This is a genomic window from Lactobacillus sp. ESL0681, assembly GCF_029392835.1.
Classification (GTDB): domain Bacteria; phylum Bacillota; class Bacilli; order Lactobacillales; family Lactobacillaceae; genus Lactobacillus.
This window is the reverse complement of the sequence record NZ_CP113943.1, coordinates 1421506-1444293: the sequence shown is the minus strand read 5'-3', so window position 1 is coordinate 1444293 and position 22788 is coordinate 1421506. Positions and strand designations below refer to the sequence as shown.

The following is a 22788-nucleotide window of genomic DNA, read 5'->3' as shown; positions in this document are numbered from 1 at the left end:
TGTATTATATACCCCTAAAAAATAAATGCAATACTTTTGCATAAAATAATTCAAGCTTTTTAATTTTTATCTCATTAGACGCCATAACAGCTGCTTTTGCCAAACAGCTAATTAAAAAAACGACCCACATAGATCGTTTTTTAACTAATACTTAACCATAAATTGGGAACAAACATCATTTATTGTCCCCATTCACTTGCTAGCCATTCTTGTGCTAACTCAAACCAATGTGCCGCATGAGGATTTTCTTGCCATTCGCGTCCCCTAGTTACCATATCGCCGCGAGCTAGCGAAAAGCCATGACCACCTTGATTAAATAAATGGACTTCACAAGGTACTTGATGTTCATGCAACGCAGCAATATATTCTAGTGTATTGGTAACTAATACCATCGGGTCATCCCAAGCATGAAAGATAAAAGTTGCAGGTGTTTCACGTGTAACTCCTAACGAACTATCTTTGAGATACCGATCTTCTGGCACCATCGATTCTTCATCTTCAGGTACCTTAAAACCAATCTTTTCAATATCAATTAAGGGATAACCTAAGATCGTCTTATTTGGCAGAACCTCAGCTTGCTCAAAATCATATTCCGTTTGATATTTTACCGAAGTAGCTAAATAGTTAGCAATACTGGCAACATGCCCACCTGCAGAAAAACCAATCGTTACAATCTTATCTGGATCAATTTGATATTCTTGTGCACGTTCACGATAATATTGCACAGTTGCCAAAACATCGAGCGCCGCATCAGGATAAATCTCACCTTCATCTTGCACCAAGTTATACTCCATGACGACACTATTAAAACCGCAATTATTAAAAGCTAAGGCAATTGGCTCACCTTCACGCTTGGATAAATGATCAAAGCTACCACCAGGAATTACAATTGCGAGTGGATGTTTAGGTGTTCGCAACTCACCGATTTTAGCCAAAGTATACGTATGAATCTTAAACTTACGTCCATTAAAATTAGTCAAAGTTACATCTGCAATTTTCATTTTTTCACCTCTTGTTTTACCATCGTTTTAGTCAATAAGGCTGATGATAGCGGAACTGTCAATAACACACCAATCAGCGAATACAATACTACCAAAGCCTCATTAACGAACATCTTATCATTTACCACTTCACCAAAAGTATAGTGCAGCCGAAAGTACCATAGAAATAATGAAAGAAAGCTACCAAACATCCCAAAAAGTATCGTATTCATCGCTGTTCCCAACACATCATTGCCAATTTTACTCCCACTAGCTAACAAATCGTCCTGACTAATCTGAGGATTATGCTTCTTAATTTCTAATAGACCTGAACTTATAGAAACAGCTGCCTCAGCTACAGCTCCAAGTGCTGAAAACATTGCTACGGCTACGGAAATTAACGGATAACTCAATCCCGGCATCTGTGACAAGCCTACCAACATTTCACCGGCTTCTGGTCCCAGCCCTGCCGCTTGAGCTAGCCACTCACAGCCAAGAATTACAACGCTAACTAGCAAACAAACAATTAGCGATACATAAAACGAGTTCTTAGCAACTTGATAATCATGTGTTCCCAAAAAGATAATCGTAACTAATTTTAATGGTACAAAAATCAAAATTAGGAGGGGAATGCTAATCCCCCAAGATATCATAATTGCTACCAAGATTAGTAACATGGTATTGATTAAGACACTAAAAAAGCTACGAATACCGGTTTCTCCGCCAACTATGGTCATTAAAATTGCTAAAACAATCACTAAAGCAGTTAACGTACTCAATTTTCATCCCTCACTTTGCGTCTTTTTTCTTCTAAAAACAGCAGACTACAGCCTGTTGCAAAGACAACAGTCAGAACTATGCCAATTGCGGAAATTACACTTTGTGTCGCCCCCAGTGATAAGGTAAAGCCAAAAGTTGACCCTAAGCTATTGTTATCCCGTAAATAAATAATGGTCATTGGTAGTGCTTCTGACATAAAAATTAAAACCAAAACATTAATTAGCGGTCCCATAATCTCTTGTCCCATTGTTCGTCCACTCCGAATCAACTGTCTAGCTGTTAAATCTTTTTTGGTTTCAACCAATTCAGATAAACTGGAAACTATGTCTGTTGCTTCATCCATTACTGCACCCAAGATTCCTAATAGTGTTTGTGCTAGAAAAATTCCTCGTGGGTCTTGCGTCGCGTAATCGCCCATTTCATATTTAATCTCAGACTCACCCGTCAGTTGCATTATTAAATAACACAAAGCAAAAGAAACAAATGTCCCTAATAAAGTAGCCAACCACGTTGCCAGCATTTTACGATTTAATCCTTGCACGATTAATAAGCTGAAGAAGGAGAAGACAATATCGGCTAAACTAAATAATAAAATAATGTATGTGCCATTCAGCTTCACGTCTAAAATAATGACTAAATAGAAGATCAACCAACTCAGTACCATTGAAACTACTAGGCCAATTGTCTGCCGACCCGCTACCACTACCATCAGGGCAACTGTCACGGTTAAAGCCAAGACTAAGACCCAATCACGCTTTGGATTTTGGATAGCAGGATCATGGTGCTTGATGTTAACAAAGATTCGCTGCCCCGCGCGATACCTTTGCGTTACCAATTGTGATGGATAATAGAGATTAGTCGTCGTAAACTTTTCACCCTTGTGTTTACCAGATAAAACCTTTAGGTGCAGAATTTGCTTGCGAGTTTCATCTTTATTACCGTAAACATCTGTACTTTTCTCTACCAAAGTATCCTTGATAGCGTGATCGGTAATAACAGCTACATCATCCTTATTGTAAATATCAGTGGCTAAATAAGTACAGACAGTTAAAATAAGTCCAATTACTGCCACCATTAGTGCTAAAAAATAGCGCCGCCTAGTCTTTTTCAATTTGCTCATCCTAACTTGATATTCGCTTACCATATCATGATCTATTTTCGAGGCTAATTATGATAAAAACGGCTTTTTAACTAAAAGTCGTTTCTACATTTATATATTAATAAATCGTTGCCACCAATGCTCTTTTTTTGGCTCCAATTGCATATCTGATAATGTACGATGGGAATTTGCCTCTTGTTTTTCAGCATTTTCTTTGGCTTTAGCCAGGATCTCCTCGTGCAATTGCGCACTCGACTTAGTTTGATCTTGCTTAACCTGTTGCCGTTTTTCTTCAATAGTTAATGGACGGTCTTCTGGCTCTTCTGTTTTCGTTGGAACGGCATCTTCTTCATCAGTCACTATTCCCGAAATATCAGGTAATCCAGCAAAGTCATCAACTGTTTGGTCAGGCTCAGGTAATTGTTCCTGCTTAGCAAGTAAATCCTGATTTTGTTCTTCAATCCGACTAAGCTGCGTCTGTAAGTCTTTAATTGCAGCATTTTGCTGGCTAATTGTTTGCTGCAGAGTATCAAGTACCTTAACTATTTCAGGAGAAGAAACTAAATCTTCTTGACCAGCTTCAGCCTTACGCGCTGGTGTCTTAGGTTCATCGCTTACCGCAAAGATTTGCCGGGCTGCTTCTTCCAATGTTAACCCATTATTCTTGGCCAATTGATGAAAATCATCTAAGTCTTGCACATCTTGCTTACTATATAAACGTGCCTTTTGCTTATTTCTAACGTAATAATCGGATTTACCCGTAATTCGCTCAACAATCAGTGAATACTTACGTAGCGTTGCGACACTGATTTGCAATTGCTTAGCCGTAGCAGCCGGTGCGGTTAGCTCTTCAAAATTATGCTTATTATCTGTCATTGCATGTTCTCCCCAGCATAAAATGACTAATCGATTTTATGTAATAAAGTCTGCTTGTGGTCGTAATATTCTAGACCAGCTTCAATTAATTTAGTAATTAAGTCAGTATAAGAAATTCCCGCTTCTTCAAATAATTTAGGATACATACTAATATTGGTAAAGCCAGGCAAGGCATTTACTTCAGTTAAGACTATTGCTTGGTCGCTATCGCGCAAAGTGAAATCTACTCGAGCTAAGCCATTACATTCAGTTACTTGATAAACCTTTAAGACGTTACTTCTGACTTCTTCAACGATTTCAGCAGGTAATTTAGCAGGTATTTGCAACTGGGTAGTTGAACTATCATCATACTTGTTAGCATAACTATAGAAGTCGCCTTGAGCATTAATGATTTGACCTACTCCCGAAACGATTGGCTTGTCATTGCCCAGAACTGCTGTTTCAACTTCAGTACCATGGATGGTTTCTTCAACTAACACTTTGTCATCATATCTAAAGGCATCAGCTAATGCTTGTTCGTATTCAGCGGCATTAGTAACATGGTGTACACCGACCGAAGAACCTTGATTAGCTGGCTTGACGAACAAGTCACCACCAAGCTGCTCGCTGACCTTGGCATAATCACGCTTAGTGTTATTTAGGTCATCATATTCAAACCGCTTAATCGAAATCCAATCAGCTACCTTGACCCCAACACGTTCAGCTAAAATCTTAGTAAACTCTTTGTCCATCGTCACTGCAGCTGACAAAACATCGTCACCAACAAACGGTTTATCTAACAGACGAAATAGCCCCTGCAAAGAGCCATCTTCACCCAGATTACCATGAACAATCGGAAAGAAAACATCAATTTCTGGTAAATTACCTAATTCGCTTAAGTTAGCAAGATTGGCAACTTTGTGAGGAGTTTCAACCGTGTATTTCGGATTATTTAACACCTTGAAGGAATCTGCTTCACTCGCTAAATAGCCATCATTGGTCATCCAAATGGGATGCACATCATACTTATCTTGATCAATCGCGTTATAAATATTATGACCAGAATTGATTGAAACTTCGTATTCGGAGGAATTTCCACCAAAAATTAGACCAACTTGTGTTTTCTTAACCATTGTTTTTGCCCCTTAATATCATTAATCCCCTTTATTATACGGCAATTGGTTAGTAAAACACGAAATTTAGTAGAATTTTATATTTTCACAACAAAAAGACGACCTAATAAAGATCGCCTAAAAATGGATATTAATATATATTTTAATTAGTATCAAGACAATAATCTGCAAGCACAATACAAACTAAATTTACCAAAATTATTAGTATCATTGGTAACAGCATGGTTTGCTGATAAGCGTAGTTATTTTCAGTAGTTAACGATATTAATAATACCAATGCCGGCATCTGCAATCTAAGACAATTAAGCACATCGCTACCCAGTTGCTTAGCTACTATTTCTTCCTTTAGCGGCAACCAGACAGTTTCTATCATTGAAACTAGAAAACTGCCAATTGCACAAATGGTATAGATATTTGATACCTTAGCTAACAATAAAATTGCCAAAACAGCAATGTAGATTACTTCTAATATTAGTCTTTTATTATTCGCTTTCATTTGAAATCTCACTATGCTTAAACAATATCAAATCGCTAATTAAAACAGTTACCATATTTACCAAAGTAATTATGATAATTAGACCAAAATAATGGTTACTTGCAGAATCAGAAGATGGCAATAAAGCAAATAGAATAGGACCTAGTTGACAAACAGAGACTTCAGATAAATCATTAGCTATTTGACGAAAAAATGTTGACTCTAAGGTTGGTAACCATATTATTTCTGTTGTTGTTAATATATAGCTAGTGATTGAATAGATTGGCCAAAAGTTCGCATAATTACGTGTAATCAGCCAGATTAGCAATAGAGCACCTGCCGATATTAGTTTAGCAACCTGTCTTTTAGCTTTAATGTCCATAGTTTCTCCTCACTCAAATTAAAGTAGGATATTTTTTATTAATACACTTTTTGCAGTTTTTGTTTATTTAGCCAATTTATTGCTTTATTCGAGTTATAGCCGTTTTCAACACTCCAAGATGAAGAAGAATAAATTCTACCTTCTTTATAACTTACAAAAGCTGGTGTTCCATAAATAAAATTACTTTTTTTAAACTTATTCCAGTATTTTAGATTTTTACTTACTTTGGTTACGTTTAAATAGACAACTTTACCTTTAAAGGGATTCAAATCCTTCTTTAACAGCTGTTTTTCAAAAGAACGACAGTCTTCACATGTTGGTCTACCGATATAAGCTACAAAAGTTTTCTTATTAGCAATAAGTTTCCTAAATTTTTTTATATTGATAGGTATGAAGTAATCCGAAACTTTCTTAGAAGTATTTTTCTTGGAATACATACTAAAATCGTTAAGTTTCATTTTTTTAAGACATTAATATCAACATATGATTCCTGTCTTAACACAGGTTTACCTTGATAAAACTTCATAATAGTTGGCGTATACTCAACATTTAGCTTCTTAAAAGTCTTATTACTGATGTCTTCAACTTTGTCCAAGTCTAGATAAAAGAAGCTACTACCAACATTTACCTTTTTTAATGCCTTCAGCTCCTTTTTACAAGGTGGACATGAACTCCCATAAAATATAATTGAAAATGTATCTTTTTCTTTTATTTTCTTGACTAGTTGAGTAACGGATAACGTATTTTTTTGTTTAACGTTTTCAACCTTAATATTTGAAGTATGTTTTGAATTGTCACTTTGATATTTACTGTAGCTACAATAAATTAATAAGGTTAAAGCCAATAAAATCAGACATATTACAGTGAGATTTACTTTTTTTCTATTATTTTTCATTATATTGGACACACATTTGAATGGTACCAACGTCCCTTCACGCAAAGCTTTCCTTTAGGAACATAACAAGCTACTGCTACTGCACCTGCGCAGACAACACTCCTCCATTTACCAGAAACTCCAGCGCATACCATATTACCTATAGTAGAACATCCTTCATTCGAGTATCCACCATATTTTTTATATTTAGTACATTCGAATATAGAACATGATTTGGTAACCCTTGAAGCAATTCCATTATTAGAATTAATTTTTTCAGTTGCATTATCAACTGTTTTGTCAATATCTTTATTCAAGTTTCTAGAAAATTCATTTGTATTATCAGTAACTTCATTTGGTTTGAGGTACATTACAGAATCATCTGATAAATCAGTTACCTTAATATTTTTATCCTCAGTTGCCAAGTAAGAATAATCGAATAAATCTACAGTTGTAATTTTTTTATCTTTTAAATTGTAAACAGCTAACAAAGGAGATTCGACCTTTGCTGTATAAGTTCCTTTGACTTTGTTTTCATCAAAACTTTGTTTAGTATCCGTTTTAACTGAAAATATTAACGAAATACCATTTTGATGTCCATCATCATCATATAATGGCTTAATTACCTGAGGTGTCTCACTAACTAAAGAATCCTTGATCTTAACATATTCGTTACTTCTGAAAAAAGCATTAATCGCCTGATCATTTACTGACACTGACTCAGAATTCTGAGAAATAGCATTGACGCTTTCAAAAACATTTCCAAAAATTGAAATCAAAATCAAGCCTATCATCATTAAGATATACTTTTTTTAATGTAAAGAACGCATAATATCTTCCTTCTCTCTAAATTTGAATTTAAAAATAATTAATTAAATAACTAGCCTATCAAAGTCTTACATCTTATTAAAAATAAAGAATAACGGAATCTTAAGTAAATTACTCATTCGTATTCCCTCCTTTTTTAGTCTTGTGATTTAATTATATTCTAATAAATTAAGCATAATAAAAAATGACGTATTTGCTATTTTGCAAATACGTCATTTAAATTAAATATTTTCTTCCAAAAATTTTTTGAGTTCTTGACTATATTCAAGCATTCCTGCACTTGAAACATTATCAATTACCGTCAAACACTCTCTGAGATAATCGTCTTTAGGTTTATAATGATATTCAATTAAATTTGAAAAAAAGGGTAGCATACTTTTATAAAAAAATGTTTCTGGCAAAGTTTTAATTTCCTTTGCACTTTTAATAAAAAAATCTGTTTTATTGTACTGTTTACCTTCTATACACAAAATTAGCATGTTAAAAATTACGCCTAGTATATTTTTTTGAATCTGTGGATTATCAGAATTTTTAAAATGCCTAACAATGCGATGTGAAACAGAGAGGTTTTCTGTTAAATTATATAGTCCTATACAATTACAATAGACATTTAGACTATCAACATCATATTTATCGACATTATACAGATACGCTTTTATTTTCTCTCTTGTTCCACTTCTTACCTGTGAAAAATCATTATTTAGAGCTGCAATACTCAGCTCAATTTGGGCTAATTCATCTTCCTTATGAGGTAAATCACTACTTTCGATTTGCTCACGAACTTTCTCAAGGTCTTGCTGTGAACATGTATAATAAGCTTGATTAAGTAAACGATTGATCTTGCGTTGTATAGCATCTTCAGGCTGTTCATTCTGATCTAATTTACTAAAAAAGTCGATTAGAGAAATTTTATTGTAATGCAGCAAATCAATCAAATCTTCTGCTGATATTCGATTAATTCCTGCCTCCACTCTAGCATAAAAAGATGGACTAATAATATTACCAGACCATTCTTTTTTATTTTTTGACTGTTTGTCTCGATACTTTTTTAATAATTCTCCTAATTTCATTTTATACCCCTAGTAAAATAAATATTTTTCTTCCTAACTATATTATGTATTATTTTCACATTAATGGCAAACAAAGAATTAAAAAAATATGAAAAAAGCAGTTCAAACGAACTGCTTTTAAACACCACTATTTTATTAATTACCAAATTTTGATTTTAAAGAGTTTCTTTAAACCCGATAAGATAAATGTTGGTAAAGCCGGTACAAAAATCACTAACAGGTACAACTGCCAGTTCAGGGCTGTTGTGCCCATAATAAATTGGAAGAATGGAATTACTGTTACTAAGAACGAACTAATTCCTGCAAACAAAACTGCGGCTATTAACCGTTTATTTTCAAAAGGATTCCGATCAAACAACGTTTTCGTACTACGAGCGTCAAAGATGTGCCACAATTGTCCGTACACTAAAGTCAAGAAGGCAATTGTTTGCGCCTCTTCACCGCTCATTCCTTGCCGGGCTGCCCATAAAAATGCGGCAAAGACTAGCACTCCCATGAAAAAGCCACGAATTAAGACTCTTGACCACACGTGATTGGCCAGGACTGATTCTTTAGGATCGCGCGGACTTTTTTGCATAATCCCCGCTTCTGGTACATCATACCCAAGACTAAAAGACGGTAACGAGTCACTAATCATGTTAACCCACAAAACCATCAGAGCAGTTAAAGTTGGTGTCCCAACTGCCACCTGACCAATTGAATGATTGAAAAACAAGAAGCCTAATAAAATTGCTAACACTTCGGCCACATTAGTTGTTAATTCATGCCGAATGAAGTTCTTAATATTGCCATAAATTGTCCGACCACTTTTAACCGCAGATTCAATCGTAGTAAAGTTATCATCAAGCAAAATCAAATCAGCAGAATCTTTGGTAACTTCCGTGCCAGTAATCCCCATCGCGATTCCAATATCTGCTGCGCGCAGAGCTGGCGCATCATTGACACCGTCACCAGTCATTGCAGTAACTTGATTATGCTTTTGCAGTTGTTTAATAATCCGTTGTTTGTGCGCTGGTGAAACTCGCGCATACACATTAGTTACTGGGACACGTTCAAAGAGTTCCTCATCAGTCATTTTCTCTAATTGAGCACCAGTGATAACTGGTGCATTTTTACTGCTAATAATTCCTAGATCGGCGGCAATCGCCCGAGCAGTATTCTCATGATCACCAGTAATCATTACTACTTCAATCTTAGCATCATGTAAATTCTTGATTGATGCTTTAACTTCTTCACGTGGTGGGTCAATAATTCCGGCAACGCCAGTAATCACCAATCCTGCTTCAAGTTCTTCAACTGGGGCATTTAAAGCCTCTTGCTCCGTAACTTCCTTTTGCCCAACCGCTAATGTTCTTAAAGCCTCATCGGCAAATTCATTAACTGTTGCCAAAAAGTTTGTTTTAGCAGCTTCACTATCATCAACTTGATCATTAAGCAAGACTGCATGAGCTTGCTTAACCATTACATCAGGTGCGCCCTTAGCGTAAACAATATAGCGATCTTGTTCTTTTACTACCACACTCATCATCTTACGACTGCTGCTAAAGGGTAAAGTGCGGACAATTTCATTATCTTTTAGCAAATCTGCTCGATCAATGTGGGCCTTTTTACCCAAAACAGTTAAGGCTACCTCAGTTGGAGCACCAACAGGAACGTGTTCGCCCTGTTCATTGGTTTCAATAGTTGACGTGTTGCACAGGACTGCACCTTTCAAAAAGGCTTGATCACTATGTTCATCAGTATTTTGGCTGTGAATCTCACCTTCAGGTTTATACCCTAGACCATCAACTTGATAATATTGACCATTGGCATAATATTGCACCACTGTCATTTCATTCTTCGTTAATGTCCCCGTTTTGTCAGAACAAATATAAGACGTAACTCCCAAAGTTTCTGCACTATTTAGCGATTTAATCAGGCCATTATTCTTTGCCATCTTACGCGCACCAATTGTCAATACAATTGACAACACCGCTGGCAAGGCATCTGGAACAGACGCCACAGCTAACGCGAGGGCTGTTGATAAAACGGTCGCAAATGCCGCAACGTTCATAGTTTTCGTTTTAATCATAATCATGATAAAAGTGAAAACTACCAAAATCGCTGCCATAATCATCATAACCTTAGTTAGGTCTTTGACTGTATCTTGCAGCGGTGAAGGCTTATCTTCAACCTCTTCAATCATTTGTGCGATATTACCAAGTTCAGTTTCACTACCAACTGCTACAACTACACCAAGACCATGACCGTTAGTCACCGTTGAGCCCGAAAAGCCCATATTATTGCGATCAGCTACCTCAACTTCATCTTCAATTGCTTCGGTTTGCTTTTCAATTGCATCTGCCTCACCAGTCAAGTGTGACTCAATTACTTGCAGTTCGCTAACTTCTAGCCAACGGACATCCGCTTCAACGAAATCCCCAACTTGACTGCTAATCACATCACCAACAACTAATTCATGAGCAGGAATACTTTGCCACTTACCATCACGCAAGACATTAGTATACCGATTATTCATCTCTTTCAAGGCATTCAGACTTTTACGCGCACTAATTTCTTGCCAAAAGCCCAAAATCGCATTAACCATGATTAAGATGAAAATTGCAGCAGCTTCATAGAGGGATTCTTGGCCACTTCTTATTTGTCCTTGAACCTTAATTTTATAGTAGGCACTCAATAATGAGAGTATGACTGCACCGATTAAAACAATGATAATTGGTTCTTTAAAACTTTTAAGAAGAATTTTCCAATAGGGATCTTCACGTTTTTCAGGTGATTTATTCTCACCAAATTTGGTTCTTTGCTCTATCACCTGCTTGGCAGTTAAACCAGTCTCCAAGTCGACTTTGAATTGTTCAATAATTTCTGCTTTACTCTTTTGATAGAAATTCATTGGCCGTCCTTTCTTAAATAAAGGAAAAAGCGCGGCTAACAAAATTTTGCTTGCCCTCAAAAGCACATCTTGTGAGCCAATACTTTAACCTAAAAATTACATTTTTCTAATATTAAAATATGGCTATCTACCACTAGCCTACTTGAGCTACTTACTTTTTGCAAGTAATATACTTGACAGCAAATAATTTTGAACTAAACTTTATTGCTTTAATAAAAACAATAGTTATTTTTTATTAAAGTTTTGCTTTGTCTATAAAAAAATCATGTAAACTATAGTAATATAGATTATCATCGAGAAAGTGACGAAGACGAATAGCATGCCATCTAAAAAATTAATACTGATCTCAACATTGCTTGTCTGCTTTTGTGCGACTAAGACTACCTTTGCCGCAGACTTAAGTCCCACTGAAGCCAGTCAAGTAGAGCAATACCAAGCTGAATACACTACTTTACGTAAAACCGAATACAATATCCATAATCTTTATGCAACTAAGCCAAAGTTAAAGCGTAAATTTAATGCTGGTAGTTTGGCTCCTGCTTATATTAATGATCAAATAGCCTATATCAACTATTATCGGGGACTTTTTGGTCTGAATCCAATTACTAAGAATAAGCAAAGTAATCAAAATGCTCAAAAGACTGCTGCTGTTATGGCAGCAATTAATGCCAATCCTTTTATCAACCAACATGGTCTTCCTTATGAGAAAAGGCCCAAGAATATTACTAAAACTACTTGGAAAACTGCTCAGGATACTTCGCAAAAAGCCAATCTAAACTTTAATGCTAGTAATCAAAGTGCAGGAGAGGTCATTAGTGACTTAGTAACTGATCGCCACAACCTAACCGGTAATGATACTGGGCACCGTGCTTGGATCTTATCGACTAGACTTACATCAACAGGAGTTGGCGCCGCTTACGGTACTAACGGCTATCGCTATTCAGTCCAAAAAGTCTTGAATCCAAAAGATATTTTTCGTCCTGCTAGTAAAAAAATGGTAGTCTACCCCAATAATGGAGTCTTTCCAATTGAACTGTTGCAGGGCAATATTGCCTGGTCAGTTTACTTTTCTGATCAAACAATCAAGCATACTCCCAAAATCATTATTACAGATCTTGATACTCAGCAATCTGTACAAGCGACACAAGTAAAAAATTATCATGATATTGGATATGGCAACTTTCAAACAATTATTACTTATTCGCCAGGTTCACTGCCATTAATCACAGGTCATGAATATCGAGTTGATATTCAAGGCATTTATCAGTACCAATTTAAATTATTTAATCAAGCACAATAAAAGACAGGAGGGTATCTCCTGTCTTTTATATTTTTTAAAATTGTTTACCCAAGATATCTACATCAAGCACTTGCTCACCCATATCAGCTACGCGTGGCAAATGACCATAAACCTGATAGCCAGCAGCTTTGAATAAAGCCAGACTTGGCAAGTTATTAGTAAATATATAAGCCAAAATTGTATGAATTTCTAATTTCTTTACTTGTTCTGTAACAAATTGTAATGCTCGTGTACCTAATCCATGATGTTGCCAATCGCGATCAATATAAACACTAATTTCAACCGTAGCATGGTAGGCAGCGCGCCTATAAAAAGGGGTTAAACTAAGCCACCCTGCCTTATGTTTGTCAACTTGGATTATCCAAATCGGATGTTGAGCATCTCGAGCAGCAAACCAATCTTGTCTTTGTGCTACTGTCACCGGACTTAAATCAGCCGTTACACTCTTACTCGCAATATTTTGATTGTATACTTCCACAATAAACCGCAAGTCCGTATCTTTTGCCTTAATAAATTCTATCATCGGCTTTGCCCCCAGTAACTAATCAATTATTAGATGTGATTTCCCACGGAATAGCACTTAGCACATAAATAATTACGCCAACAATTACGAAGTTTAAAAAAACACTGCTACTAATTTCGATTAGATAACCAAACACTGCAAGATCAGCAACATTGCAAACAACTGGAATTAGCGCTAATACCCCGGCAGTTAACATTAACCAGAAGCCACCCCACATTCCAGCAGCAGTTATCCGATGCCATAATTCTTTGGCCGAAAATCGTTCTCTCATTTCGCTAATTAACGAATACAAACTGGCAATAGCAGCTACCAATAATACAATATTGATCAATAAAACCATGACAGCAATGTTTGCACCTAAGGTAATAGTATTCAAGCTGAAAGTATCAATAACTTCATATGGCGCATTATTGGCTAGCTTTTTTAATTTTGCTTGGACTAACTGCGCGTCACTTGAGGCTCCCTGACCAATATTCAACTCAATGTCATGCAGTATCTGTTTAGCCAAAGTTAGATTATTAAACTTAAACCAATGCAGTCCAAGGGTATAGTCGATAATATGGTCCGCAATCGGCTGCGTTTGCTTATTCGTCAGAAGATTAGCGCTATTACCATCTTCATCAGCACCAATCGCTTCAGCCAAAGCATCAAAATGTTGATTAACTTGTCTGACAACAACCGCTTGATTGTTATCACTACGAATTTGGCCCTTCATATAATACGGGTTTAAAAAAGTCACGGTAATCATGGTTAACGTCACAATTAGGAGAATTAGAAAAGGCAGTACCTTTTTGTATTGATTATTCTGCGGCTGACTTACCTTAGGTAACTCAGTTTGCGCACGATTAGCCATATTATCTTCCTTCTAACATACAATCTCTTTATCGTCATCAAACATAGTGTTAATTGCATCATGAATCACTTCGATATCAGCAGCGGCAATAATCTCATGACCAGCTTGTAGTTCTTGTTTTATCTGTTTAGAATTATAATGTAAAAAACTATACATAAAAGAACTAGTCGCATAATCTGCTAATTGCTCTGCGCTTAAATTATATTTTTCACGATTACGATACAGAAATCCGACTCCAGTAACTACAAAAGCAATGCCTGATTCTACTTGCACCATATCAAACGGCGTATCGTCAAATAATTGCACTTCTTTAATCCAACTGTTGAGCATTTTACTCCAAGTATCGAGCGTTTTAGTACTACTAAAAACTTCCAGAATAATCCGCTCTAGCCCTTGATCATATATACCAAGCATCGCAATTATATAAATGAAAGCCTTGGTTCGCGCACAAATTCCAGCGTTAGAGTTACTAAACTTACTCACTTGCTGGTCTAACGTATTAAGAATATTTCGAACAACATCATCAATCAACTTGGACTTATGCGAATAATACGACTGTAATAAAGACTTTGAAATTCCCGATTTTTCAGCAACTAACTGAAAAGAAACATTATCCATCCCATTTGTTCGAATTAAAGAAAATGTATTATTTAGAATAATTCTGCGCCGCTTAAGGTTCTTTCGTCGTGCCATAAGTTTTCTCCGTTTTCTATACACTTTGCTTTTATTATATCAATCATTCAAGATAGATAAACAAAATATACTAAAAGGGAAATAACCCCTATTTTTAGTATAACTAAGTCACGCTTAGTTAAAAACAAGGATTATTAAGTAAAAGTTACTTCTCATTTTCACTCAAAGAGTGCATAGAACGATCATTATAAGCATAATTAATGCCACGCGCTAGCAGTAAATCAACTGAAATTCTGACCATACGATCTGGATAATGGCTATGCTTAATCGTATCTGTTACTACAATTTGTTCAATTGGTAGTTCATTCAACACTTCAGTCGCATCTTGCGATAATAATGCATGAGTTGCTGCAACATAAACCTTTTTAGCACCAGCAGCCATAACTGACTTAGTTGAAGACGAAATTCGTGAACCAGTATCAATCAAGTCATCAACAATGATACACTTTTTATTCTTCACGTCACCAATCACATCGTGCACTTCAGTATCATAACGGGCACGACGCTGATCAACAATTGCAATTGGCGCATTAAAGAATTGACCAAAGTTACGAGCCAGTTTTGCCCCCGAATGATCAGGTGAAACAACTACTAAGTTGTCATCATCTTTAGTCGCAATCCCATTATCAAGGAAATACTGTGCCAAATGCGGTAAAGCATGCAAATGATCGACTGGAATATTGTAAAACCCTTGAATTTGTGAAGCATGTAAATCAAGAGCAATCAAATGATCCATTCCTGTAATTTGTAATAAATTAGCCACTAACTTAGCAGTAATCGGTTCACGTGAGCGTGTCTTAGTATCAGAACGTGAATATGCTAAATATGGAACAACTACGCTAACCTTATGTGCTGATGCACGATGCAAAGCATCCAAAACGATTTCTAATTCCATAAAGTTCTCATTAACTGGATCTTGAATCGATTGAATGACAAACACATCACACCCACGAACGCTTTCACCAATGTTTACTTGAATCTCACCATCACTAAAATGTTGCACAGCTGTTTCAATTAATGGCTTTTTCAAGATTGAAGCAATTTTTTCATTTAAAGCTGGATTCCCACTTAACCCGATTAATTTCATTGGGTGCATTAATTGCAAGATTTCTTCCTTATTCATAGCTACCTCTTCATTAAAAATACTAATCTTATCCCTTTATTATACTCAAAAACTAGTTTGTTTGACCACAGAGTCCACTCTAATTACTATTTAAAAAATTCTTCCATTAAATTAAGCAGCTTAAAACTTTTAACTGCATAACTATCATGAGTCTGACGGGGCATTACAATCAATTGCCCTTGAGGAATTAATTGACTGTACCAACGCACATGCTCGACTTTGACCCAATCCTTTTCACCGACAATACAATAAGTTGGAATAGTGATTGCTCGCAAACTATCGACCGACATGAAGCTCTCAGTTAATTCTACCTGACTATCACGATCAAGTCGTAAAAAACGTAAAAAACCTTCAGTCAAATAATGATACGGACTAATACCGTTGCCGTTAACAAAAACACCAGCAATCATTAGCTTAGCAAAGATTTGCGGCTGCTGACTGGCAAGCATCATAGCTACCAAGCCACCCGCATCAAAGCCAAAACAAAAACACCCTTCAATGCCAACTTGCTTAATAAAACTGGCAACATCCTCGACTTCAGTTTGATAGTGTTCGGCCACGTCTCCTTGGCTTAAGCCATGTCCCCGCATATCGAGCACATAGACAGTATAATAAAGCGACAGCGGGGCTGCTACCTTATCAAACATCCCACCATCTAAGTGATGTCCATGTAGTAAAAGCAGCGGTTGACCCTTACCTAACTTAGTATAGTATAGTTGATTGCCATTAACCTTTTCTCTCATTGCTGCTTCCTTTCACTAGCTTCGATTAACTTTTGTTCAGCAGTATGGTCTTTTTTATGTTCTTGCCATAAACTGTGAACAATCATCTTCGCCACTATGTAATTTGCCTTAAAATTATCAGGAATCATCTTTAAGCTAAAATCATGTACCATGCTATCCTTGCGTTGCCAATAATGATATAAAGGTTGACTATCACAATAAAAGCCCTGCGTTAATGATAAATATTCAATATTGAAAATCTGATCTTCCATGAAGGCTAAGTCTTTGACAAAACTTAAGTTATATTTGCGAATCACCGATATTTTATAACCTTTGTTCCAAGTATAGCCTTTAACTGAACTGGCAAATAAGTGATTATTAAATAGTGACCCCAATAAATTAGTAATCAACTGATAGGTTTTTAACTTGCTCTTTAATCCGCGAACTTGCTTTTTAGTTGCACTTACTGAACCAGATCGGTATTCATAATCTAACCAAAAACCACACGATACCATTGCTGCTTCTGGATGAGCATGAAAAGCGCGAACAAAAAAGGCCGTATAGTCAGCATCAACCCAATCATCACCATCATGAAAAGTACAATATGGCGTATCAACGTTGTCTAATCCAACATTACGGGCATCAGACAAGCCACCATTGGTTTTATTAATTAGTTTAAAGTAACGAAATTTATGCCGATAATGCTCCGCAATTTCACGAGTCTGATCAGTTGAGCCATCATTGACAATTAGCAACTTAAAGTTTGGATCTGTCTGGCTTGCCAGATGGTCTAACGCTCTAGCTAAATATTTCTCAACATTATATACCGGCATAATAACAGTTAATTCTGGTTGCTCAGTCATAACATCCCCCTCACAATTAGATTTATTATACCATTTAACAGTTAAAAATAATCTAAGATAAATAACAAAAAACGTTTAGCTTGACCTTTTATTGCCAGTCTTTAGTATAATTAACTTATTAAAAAGGAGTTAATTATTTTATTATGAACAAAAAGATTTCTATTTTTGCCCTTATCACAATCCTAATTACTGGTATTGTTAGCATGAGTGCATCTAAGCAAACAGTCAAAGCCGAAGACCTGCCTATTATCTGTTTAGGAACTTCATTAACTAATGATCAAAAAGATGGTACTCTTAAAACGCTGACTAAGCCGCTCAATAATGACAGCTATCAAACAATTACTATCGATGGTAATGACCTAGTTAAATATCTAAATCCTTCTGGCGATAACTTTACGACTAATTCTGGAGTCTGGTCCAGTGCTATGATTAAGAAGTCGGCTAGTGGTAGCGGTATTAATGTGCAAATTCTCGACTACAACGGTCATAACAATATTACCAAGATCACTACGAGCCAATATAAAAATGCTGCGCTGACTGCTGGTATTAGTGACGCCGATATTTATGTAACTAGTGCTACCCCCATTGATGGTTCCGGAGCCTTAGCTGGCGTCTATGCTGCTTATGCTAAAACCGGTGAAAACCTAAATCAAGCTCAAGTCAATGCAGCCCAAGATGAAATGGGCACTTTAAGTAAGATTACTAAGGAAAACTCTGATAAAGACGGTTATAGCGATGCGCAACTTAATCATGCTGTTGCTGGCGCCAAGCAAGAAATGGGTAAAGTTGGCAACAATATTTCTAATAGTCAAATTCATGATATCGTTGACAAACAAATTAATATTAACCACCTTGGCGATACCATTAACAATAACCAAAAGCAGCAAATCATCAATGTTTTAATTGAAGTCCGTGATTCTGGAGCGTTGAAGAATCATAATTTTAAACAACAAGCTGCTAGTGTTTCACAAGGAATTAAGGAACATGCTAAAGGTATTTTTGATAAAATAAATACTCCTAAAAATCGTAACTGGTTCCAGCAAATATGGCATAATGTGACCGAATTCTTTGGGCACCTTTTTGGTGGCACTCTAGTTTTAAATTAGTTACATCTGATCCATAAACTGATTCAACTTATGGTCGACAAATTCATTGCCACGATTATTAGCATGACCTTTAGTCCATTCAAATTTGGTATTAGTAAATTGCTCAAGTAATTGATCCAACTCTTGCCAACATGCTAAATTAGCAATTTCACCTTTGGAACTCTTTTTCCAGCCACGCTTCTTCCATGACTTGAGCCAGCCCTTATTAATCGGTTCTAATACATATTGGGAATCTAGCGTAAACAATAAACGTTGCTGATTAAAGCCCAGCTTGATTAGCTTCTTTAGAGCTTCAATCAATGCTGTTAATTCCATCTTATTATTTGTCGCACCAAATTCGCCATTACTATCAGAAGTTGCTTGCTGTTGCCCGGCTTCTTGCCATTCAATTAAATACGCCCAAGCAGCTTTATCGGTTGCTTTGACATGGCCACCCTTGTAATTACCTGTATTGCGTGTACCACCATCAGTATAGATTGCTGCAAAAAAGTCACTAGGATTGCTTGACTTAAAATGATTTGATCGAGTAGTTTTAGCTGGTTTACGCTTAGCAGTGACAAGCTTAGCGGGCTTTGTTGGTGGCTTAACCTGTTGACTTGCTCGCTTAATTTTAGCAACTGCTCGCTCCAAGGTATCTTCATCTTTTTGTAAGACTTCATTGCGCTCCGTTTGACCCCAGCCTAAATAATCAGTTGCATCAGTGATGTTCTTAAAAGATTTATATTCAGCATTGGAGTAGCCATTGACTTGTTGCTTCGCCGCATCCCAACTACGATAAATACCTGGCTCACGACCTTTTCTAACTGCATAAAATTTCATTTTTTACCTTCCTACACTCAAAGTTGTTTTTCAATGTTACACTATAATTAATTCTAATTTTAAGGGTGACAGTATGTTCTTCAATACTAAAAAATATAAAGAAGAAGCAGAAAAAAATCGTAAACATAATTTAGCTACTGAGCCTAGCCGCCTTAACATGATCTGCTTGGCTATTTTAGCTACTTTTGCACCCACTAGAATATTACTACGATTGCACAAAACTAAAATTACAGACAATGTCAACATTATCAACAATACAAAATGTGAGCAAATTCCTATTATCTACTTTCACGGTTTTCGCGGAGGCGACTACACGACTAACGCAATGGTTAAACAAGCTTTAAAAGATAAGGGAGATAGTCGCTTTTTAAAAGTTACTGTCGACTTGTGGGGCAATTACAAGCTAGAAGGCACGTGGACAGATGATGCTCAACCAATTGTGCAAGTAGTTTTTCGACAGCGCTTAGTAGGAATTTATGCGATTGATTATTATTTACGCTTAGTTTTGCCATTTTTAGCTAAAAGATATCATTTTACTCATTATACCGCAGTTGCCCACTCACTTGCTTGTCCGTGTATTGTGCGAACGGAAATGAGAACCGTGCACAAAAAGCACTTCCCTCGTTTAGATAAGTGTGTTTTTATCGCTGGGCCATTTGATGGTGTTACTTATTTAGGAGATATCCCCAACGTTAATGGACTCAACGAAAATGGTCGACCAGCTGTGATTAACTTTCATTATTTGTACCTCTTATTTAGACGCAAACGTTTTAACCCTAAAATTCAGGTCTTAAATATCTACGGGAATGTCTTAGACAATACTAATAGTGACAAATTTATTTCTGTTATCTCTGCTAAGAGCATTCGGTATATCCTCGCTCCTAGCGCACAATCTTATCATGAAGTTGAAATCCGCGGTAAAAAATATGCCGAACACAGTTGGATGCATGACAATCCATTTGTAATCGACATTGTTGATAAATTTATTGGGTTAAAGGAATAATTAGGGTTACTTTTTGGGAGGAAAAAAGTGGAATTAGTTCGAGATATTATCCGTATTATTGTTATTACCAACACTATTTTAAGTTTTTATATTGTCTTTCACAGGCGACGTTCAGTATCGACCACCTGGGCTTGGCTGATTATTCTACTAGTACTACCAGTCATCGGACTAATTTTATACGGCTTTTTTGGTCGAGGAATTTCTCAAGAAAATATCTTTGCAATTAATAAGCAGCAACATATTGGTTTGTTAAATGTGCAAAAATCAATTACTAAAGCACCCCAAAAAATCAGTTCCGCAGACACTTCGAATAAGGCAGATATGGTAGTAAATTATTTTGACCGTAATGGTGAAGCACCATTAAGTAAAAATAACCATGTTAAGTTGTACACTGATGGTGAAGCCATGTTTCACGATCTTATCCAAGATATTGAACAAGCTAAAGAAACCATTAACATAGAATTTTACACTTTTTATAATGATGATATCGGCAACCAAATTTTAAATTTATTAATTAAAAAAGCTCGTGAAGGTCTTAAAGTTCGGGTACTTTATGATGCATGGGGATCAATGGGAGCCACTAAAAAGTGGTTTAAACAATTGTGTGATGTTGGCGGAGAAGTCCTGCCCTTTATTACTTCACGCAACATGATTACTCGTTACCGAATTAACTATCATCTACACCGCAAAATTGTCGTAGTTGATGGCAAAACCTCTTGGACTGGTGGATTTAACATTGGGGATCAATATCTCAGCCGTAAAAAGAAATTTGGGTACTGGCGCGACAGTCATGTCCGCATCGTTGGTTCTGCCTCCTTAATCTTGCAAGAACGCTTCGTCATGGATTGGAATGCTTCGATTCAAAAAGACAGTCAACTAATTACCTTTAACCAACTGCTCTTCCCAGATTTAGACGAAAATGAAATCCACCCTGGTGATGTCGCTACTCAAATCGTGGCTGATGGTCCAGATAATTCTAATGCTAACATGCGTAACGGTATTATGCGGTTAATGGGACTAGCTAAAAAACGACTCTGGTTGCAAACTCCTTACCTAATTCCCGATGATGCCATGTTCGCGACATTGCAAACAATCGCTATGTCAGGCGTTGATTTACGAATTATGATTCCATGCAAGCCTGATCACCCTTTTATTTATCGCGCTACTCAATGGTATGCTAACGAATTATCGCGTTACGGTGTCAAAATTTATATCTACAATCATGGATTTATTCATGCTAAAACGATCGTAGTTGACGATGATTTTGCCACAGTTGGCTCGATGAACCAAGATTATCGTTCTTACGATCTCAACTTTGAGGACGTAGCCGTGTTTTATGATCAAAACTTTACCAAAGAAGTTGCTCAAGCATTTGAAAAAGATATGCAATATTCGACTTTGCTTACACCAGAAATGATCGCAAAGCAAAGTCGCTGGCTAAAAACACTTCAGAGCTTTTCGCGAATGTTATCACCAATTCTATAAAAATAAGGCTATCACTTACTAGATGATAGCCTTTATTATTTACAAAAATTACATAATGTTCTGCACTTCGATTTTAGTATTGTGATCAATCCGCGTTTTCAAAGTTTCAATAACCTGCGCAATCCCAGCAGAAAAACGCAAGTAATATTGCCGGTGCTTTTTAGTAGTTAAAATGCAGATGACAGTTTTCTTTTTGGGATTTGGCACTTTAATTAGCGTTACCATCTCAACATCAGTATAAGCAATCGTTCGCTTGAAATATCCAGAAACCACAGCTCGTTTGGGAGCCAAACCTGTTGTACCATCTAGAATACTCATTAAAATAAAAATTGCCAAAAAAATTCCTAAGCCGGGATCATTGGGACTAAGTAAATCCCAAGCGAAACTAATCCAAATAAAAATTAGCGCCCAGACAACAGAAGACGTGCGATAGTGTCCCCTAATGTCAATACTAGCCTGCCAAAACCAGCTATAACAGGTATAGCCAAGCAAAATAACATCTAGAATAAGATAGAAATATGATAAATCTGCCATAAAAATTCTCCTCAATATCTACTATCTTTTATTATAACAGAACCAGCTTTTTTAGTTAGTTAAATCATTTTTAATTAATATTTACTTGAATTTTGCTTAAAAGTGTAGTTAAATATCATTAAATTAAATGCGATGAAAAAGACGAGTAAATAATTTATTTCTTAATAAGTGAACCAAGGATAGTGCGAATTTGGTAGACCCTGAATTATTGAAAAACACTTTTAGCTGCATGCTGAAATAATCTTTTTAAAGTAGGTATTGCCGTCCCCAGTACGTTATCAAGCTGGTGAAGCATGATTGTGCTTCATGAGTTGGCCCAAAAAGTTTGGGCAATTTAGGTGGTACCGCGGAAAAAGCCTTTCGTCCTGATGTAATTAATCAGAAGACAAAGGGCT

Annotated in this window: 23 protein-coding genes, 1 pseudogene and 1 other annotated feature; of the genes and pseudogenes, 4 read left to right on the top strand and 20 right to left on the bottom strand. The window is 36.3% G+C overall.

The window, feature by feature from the left end; genetic code table 11:
- Positions 1 to 179: 179 nt before the first annotated feature.
- From OZX59_RS06895 to OZX59_RS06840, 12 genes are all read right to left on the bottom strand, one after another.
- On the bottom strand, positions 180 to 1001 hold the full coding sequence (locus OZX59_RS06895) for an alpha/beta hydrolase (protein WP_277125545.1): 822 nt from the start codon (positions 999 to 1001) through the stop codon (positions 180 to 182).
- The gene (locus OZX59_RS06890; protein WP_277125543.1) at positions 998 to 1759 is read right to left on the bottom strand and encodes a YibE/F family protein; all 762 of its coding nucleotides are present in this window, start codon (positions 1757 to 1759) and stop codon (positions 998 to 1000) included. The genes OZX59_RS06895 and OZX59_RS06890 overlap by 4 nt, the downstream gene beginning before the upstream one ends.
- Positions 1756 to 2871 carry a YibE/F family protein gene (locus OZX59_RS06885; protein ID WP_277125541.1) on the bottom strand — a complete coding sequence of 372 codons (1116 nt, stop codon included), beginning with the start codon at positions 2869 to 2871 and terminating at the stop codon, positions 1756 to 1758. The genes OZX59_RS06890 and OZX59_RS06885 overlap by 4 nt, the downstream gene beginning before the upstream one ends.
- A gap of 99 nt (positions 2872 to 2970) precedes the next feature.
- The gene (locus OZX59_RS06880) at positions 2971 to 3735 is read right to left on the bottom strand and encodes a transcriptional regulator (protein WP_277125539.1); all 765 of its coding nucleotides are present in this window, start codon (positions 3733 to 3735) and stop codon (positions 2971 to 2973) included.
- Between the two features lie 26 nt (positions 3736 to 3761).
- A complete protein-coding gene (locus OZX59_RS06875; RefSeq protein WP_277125537.1) occupies positions 3762 to 4847 on the bottom strand; it encodes a D-alanine--D-alanine ligase family protein in 1086 nt (361 codons plus the stop codon).
- Between the two features lie 142 nt (positions 4848 to 4989).
- Positions 4990 to 5343, bottom strand: coding sequence for a hypothetical protein (locus OZX59_RS06870; protein ID WP_277125535.1), 354 nt, complete (start codon positions 5341 to 5343; stop codon positions 4990 to 4992).
- Positions 5330 to 5704, bottom strand: coding sequence for a hypothetical protein (locus tag OZX59_RS06865; RefSeq protein ID WP_277125534.1), 375 nt, complete (start codon positions 5702 to 5704; stop codon positions 5330 to 5332). The genes OZX59_RS06870 and OZX59_RS06865 overlap by 14 nt, the downstream gene beginning before the upstream one ends.
- A gap of 38 nt (positions 5705 to 5742) precedes the next feature.
- Positions 5743 to 6162 (bottom strand): hypothetical protein, encoded by a 420-nt coding sequence (locus OZX59_RS06860; RefSeq protein WP_277125532.1) that lies wholly within the window; start codon positions 6160 to 6162, stop codon positions 5743 to 5745.
- On the bottom strand, positions 6159 to 6599 hold the full coding sequence (locus OZX59_RS06855; RefSeq protein ID WP_277125531.1) for a thioredoxin family protein: 441 nt from the start codon (positions 6597 to 6599) through the stop codon (positions 6159 to 6161). Before OZX59_RS06855 ends, OZX59_RS06860 begins: the two co-directional genes overlap by 4 nt.
- Positions 6599 to 7375 carry a hypothetical protein gene (locus OZX59_RS06850; RefSeq protein WP_277125529.1) on the bottom strand — a complete coding sequence of 259 codons (777 nt, stop codon included), beginning with the start codon at positions 7373 to 7375 and terminating at the stop codon, positions 6599 to 6601. The genes OZX59_RS06855 and OZX59_RS06850 overlap by 1 nt, the downstream gene beginning before the upstream one ends.
- A 252-nt stretch (positions 7376 to 7627) precedes the next feature.
- A complete protein-coding gene (locus OZX59_RS06845) occupies positions 7628 to 8476 on the bottom strand; it encodes a hypothetical protein (RefSeq protein WP_277125527.1) in 849 nt (282 codons plus the stop codon).
- A gap of 139 nt (positions 8477 to 8615) precedes the next feature.
- The gene (locus OZX59_RS06840; protein ID WP_277125525.1) at positions 8616 to 11369 is read right to left on the bottom strand and encodes a cation-transporting P-type ATPase; all 2754 of its coding nucleotides are present in this window, start codon (positions 11367 to 11369) and stop codon (positions 8616 to 8618) included.
- A 319-nt stretch (positions 11370 to 11688) separates the two neighbouring features.
- Here OZX59_RS06840 and OZX59_RS06835 point away from each other — a divergent pair.
- Positions 11689 to 12660 (top strand): annotated as a pseudogene (locus OZX59_RS06835) (CAP domain-containing protein); the annotation flags it as partial.
- Between the two features lie 43 nt (positions 12661 to 12703).
- Here OZX59_RS06835 and OZX59_RS06830 read toward each other — a convergent pair.
- From OZX59_RS06830 to OZX59_RS06805, 6 genes are all read right to left on the bottom strand, one after another.
- Positions 12704 to 13192 carry a GNAT family N-acetyltransferase gene (locus tag OZX59_RS06830; protein WP_277125523.1) on the bottom strand — a complete coding sequence of 163 codons (489 nt, stop codon included), beginning with the start codon at positions 13190 to 13192 and terminating at the stop codon, positions 12704 to 12706.
- A gap of 22 nt (positions 13193 to 13214) precedes the next feature.
- On the bottom strand, positions 13215 to 14045 hold the full coding sequence (locus OZX59_RS06825; protein WP_277125521.1) for a hypothetical protein: 831 nt from the start codon (positions 14043 to 14045) through the stop codon (positions 13215 to 13217).
- 12 nt (positions 14046 to 14057) lie between these two features.
- Positions 14058 to 14738 carry a TetR/AcrR family transcriptional regulator gene (locus tag OZX59_RS06820; RefSeq protein ID WP_277125519.1) on the bottom strand — a complete coding sequence of 227 codons (681 nt, stop codon included), beginning with the start codon at positions 14736 to 14738 and terminating at the stop codon, positions 14058 to 14060.
- A gap of 145 nt (positions 14739 to 14883) precedes the next feature.
- Positions 14884 to 15861, bottom strand: a complete 978-nt coding sequence (locus OZX59_RS06815) for a ribose-phosphate diphosphokinase (protein ID WP_277125517.1) — start codon at positions 15859 to 15861, stop codon at positions 14884 to 14886.
- 86 nt (positions 15862 to 15947) lie between these two features.
- Entirely contained in the window at positions 15948 to 16604 is a 657-nt protein-coding gene (locus tag OZX59_RS06810) for an alpha/beta hydrolase (protein ID WP_277125514.1), read from the bottom strand.
- Positions 16601 to 17446, bottom strand: coding sequence for a glycosyltransferase family 2 protein (locus tag OZX59_RS06805; protein WP_277125512.1), 846 nt, complete (start codon positions 17444 to 17446; stop codon positions 16601 to 16603). Before OZX59_RS06805 ends, OZX59_RS06810 begins: the two co-directional genes overlap by 4 nt.
- Before the next feature lie 143 nt (positions 17447 to 17589).
- On the opposite strand from OZX59_RS06805, the gene OZX59_RS06800 reads away from it, so the two are divergent.
- Complete coding sequence (locus OZX59_RS06800; protein ID WP_277125510.1) at positions 17590 to 18552, top strand: DUF1002 domain-containing protein; 963 nt, start codon at positions 17590 to 17592, stop codon at positions 18550 to 18552.
- On the opposite strand, the gene OZX59_RS06795 is transcribed toward OZX59_RS06800, so the two are convergent.
- On the bottom strand, positions 18553 to 19371 hold the full coding sequence (locus tag OZX59_RS06795; RefSeq protein ID WP_277125508.1) for a ribonuclease H family protein: 819 nt from the start codon (positions 19369 to 19371) through the stop codon (positions 18553 to 18555).
- Between the two features lie 73 nt (positions 19372 to 19444).
- On the opposite strand from OZX59_RS06795, the gene OZX59_RS06790 reads away from it, so the two are divergent.
- Together OZX59_RS06790 and cls are read left to right on the top strand one after the other, a co-directional pair.
- On the top strand, positions 19445 to 20374 hold the full coding sequence (locus tag OZX59_RS06790) for an alpha/beta hydrolase (protein ID WP_277125506.1): 930 nt from the start codon (positions 19445 to 19447) through the stop codon (positions 20372 to 20374).
- A gap of 27 nt (positions 20375 to 20401) precedes the next feature.
- Positions 20402 to 21859, top strand: a complete 1458-nt coding sequence (cls, locus tag OZX59_RS06785; RefSeq protein WP_277125504.1) for a cardiolipin synthase — start codon at positions 20402 to 20404, stop codon at positions 21857 to 21859.
- Positions 21860 to 21907: 48 nt separating this feature from the next.
- Here the strand turns inward: cls and OZX59_RS06780 are convergent, their stop codons facing one another.
- Positions 21908 to 22393 carry a hypothetical protein gene (locus tag OZX59_RS06780; RefSeq protein WP_277125502.1) on the bottom strand — a complete coding sequence of 162 codons (486 nt, stop codon included), beginning with the start codon at positions 22391 to 22393 and terminating at the stop codon, positions 21908 to 21910.
- Positions 22394 to 22516: 123 nt separating this feature from the next.
- Positions 22517 to 22764, top strand: a binding site (T-box leader).
- The last annotated feature ends 24 nt before the right edge of the window (positions 22765 to 22788 follow it).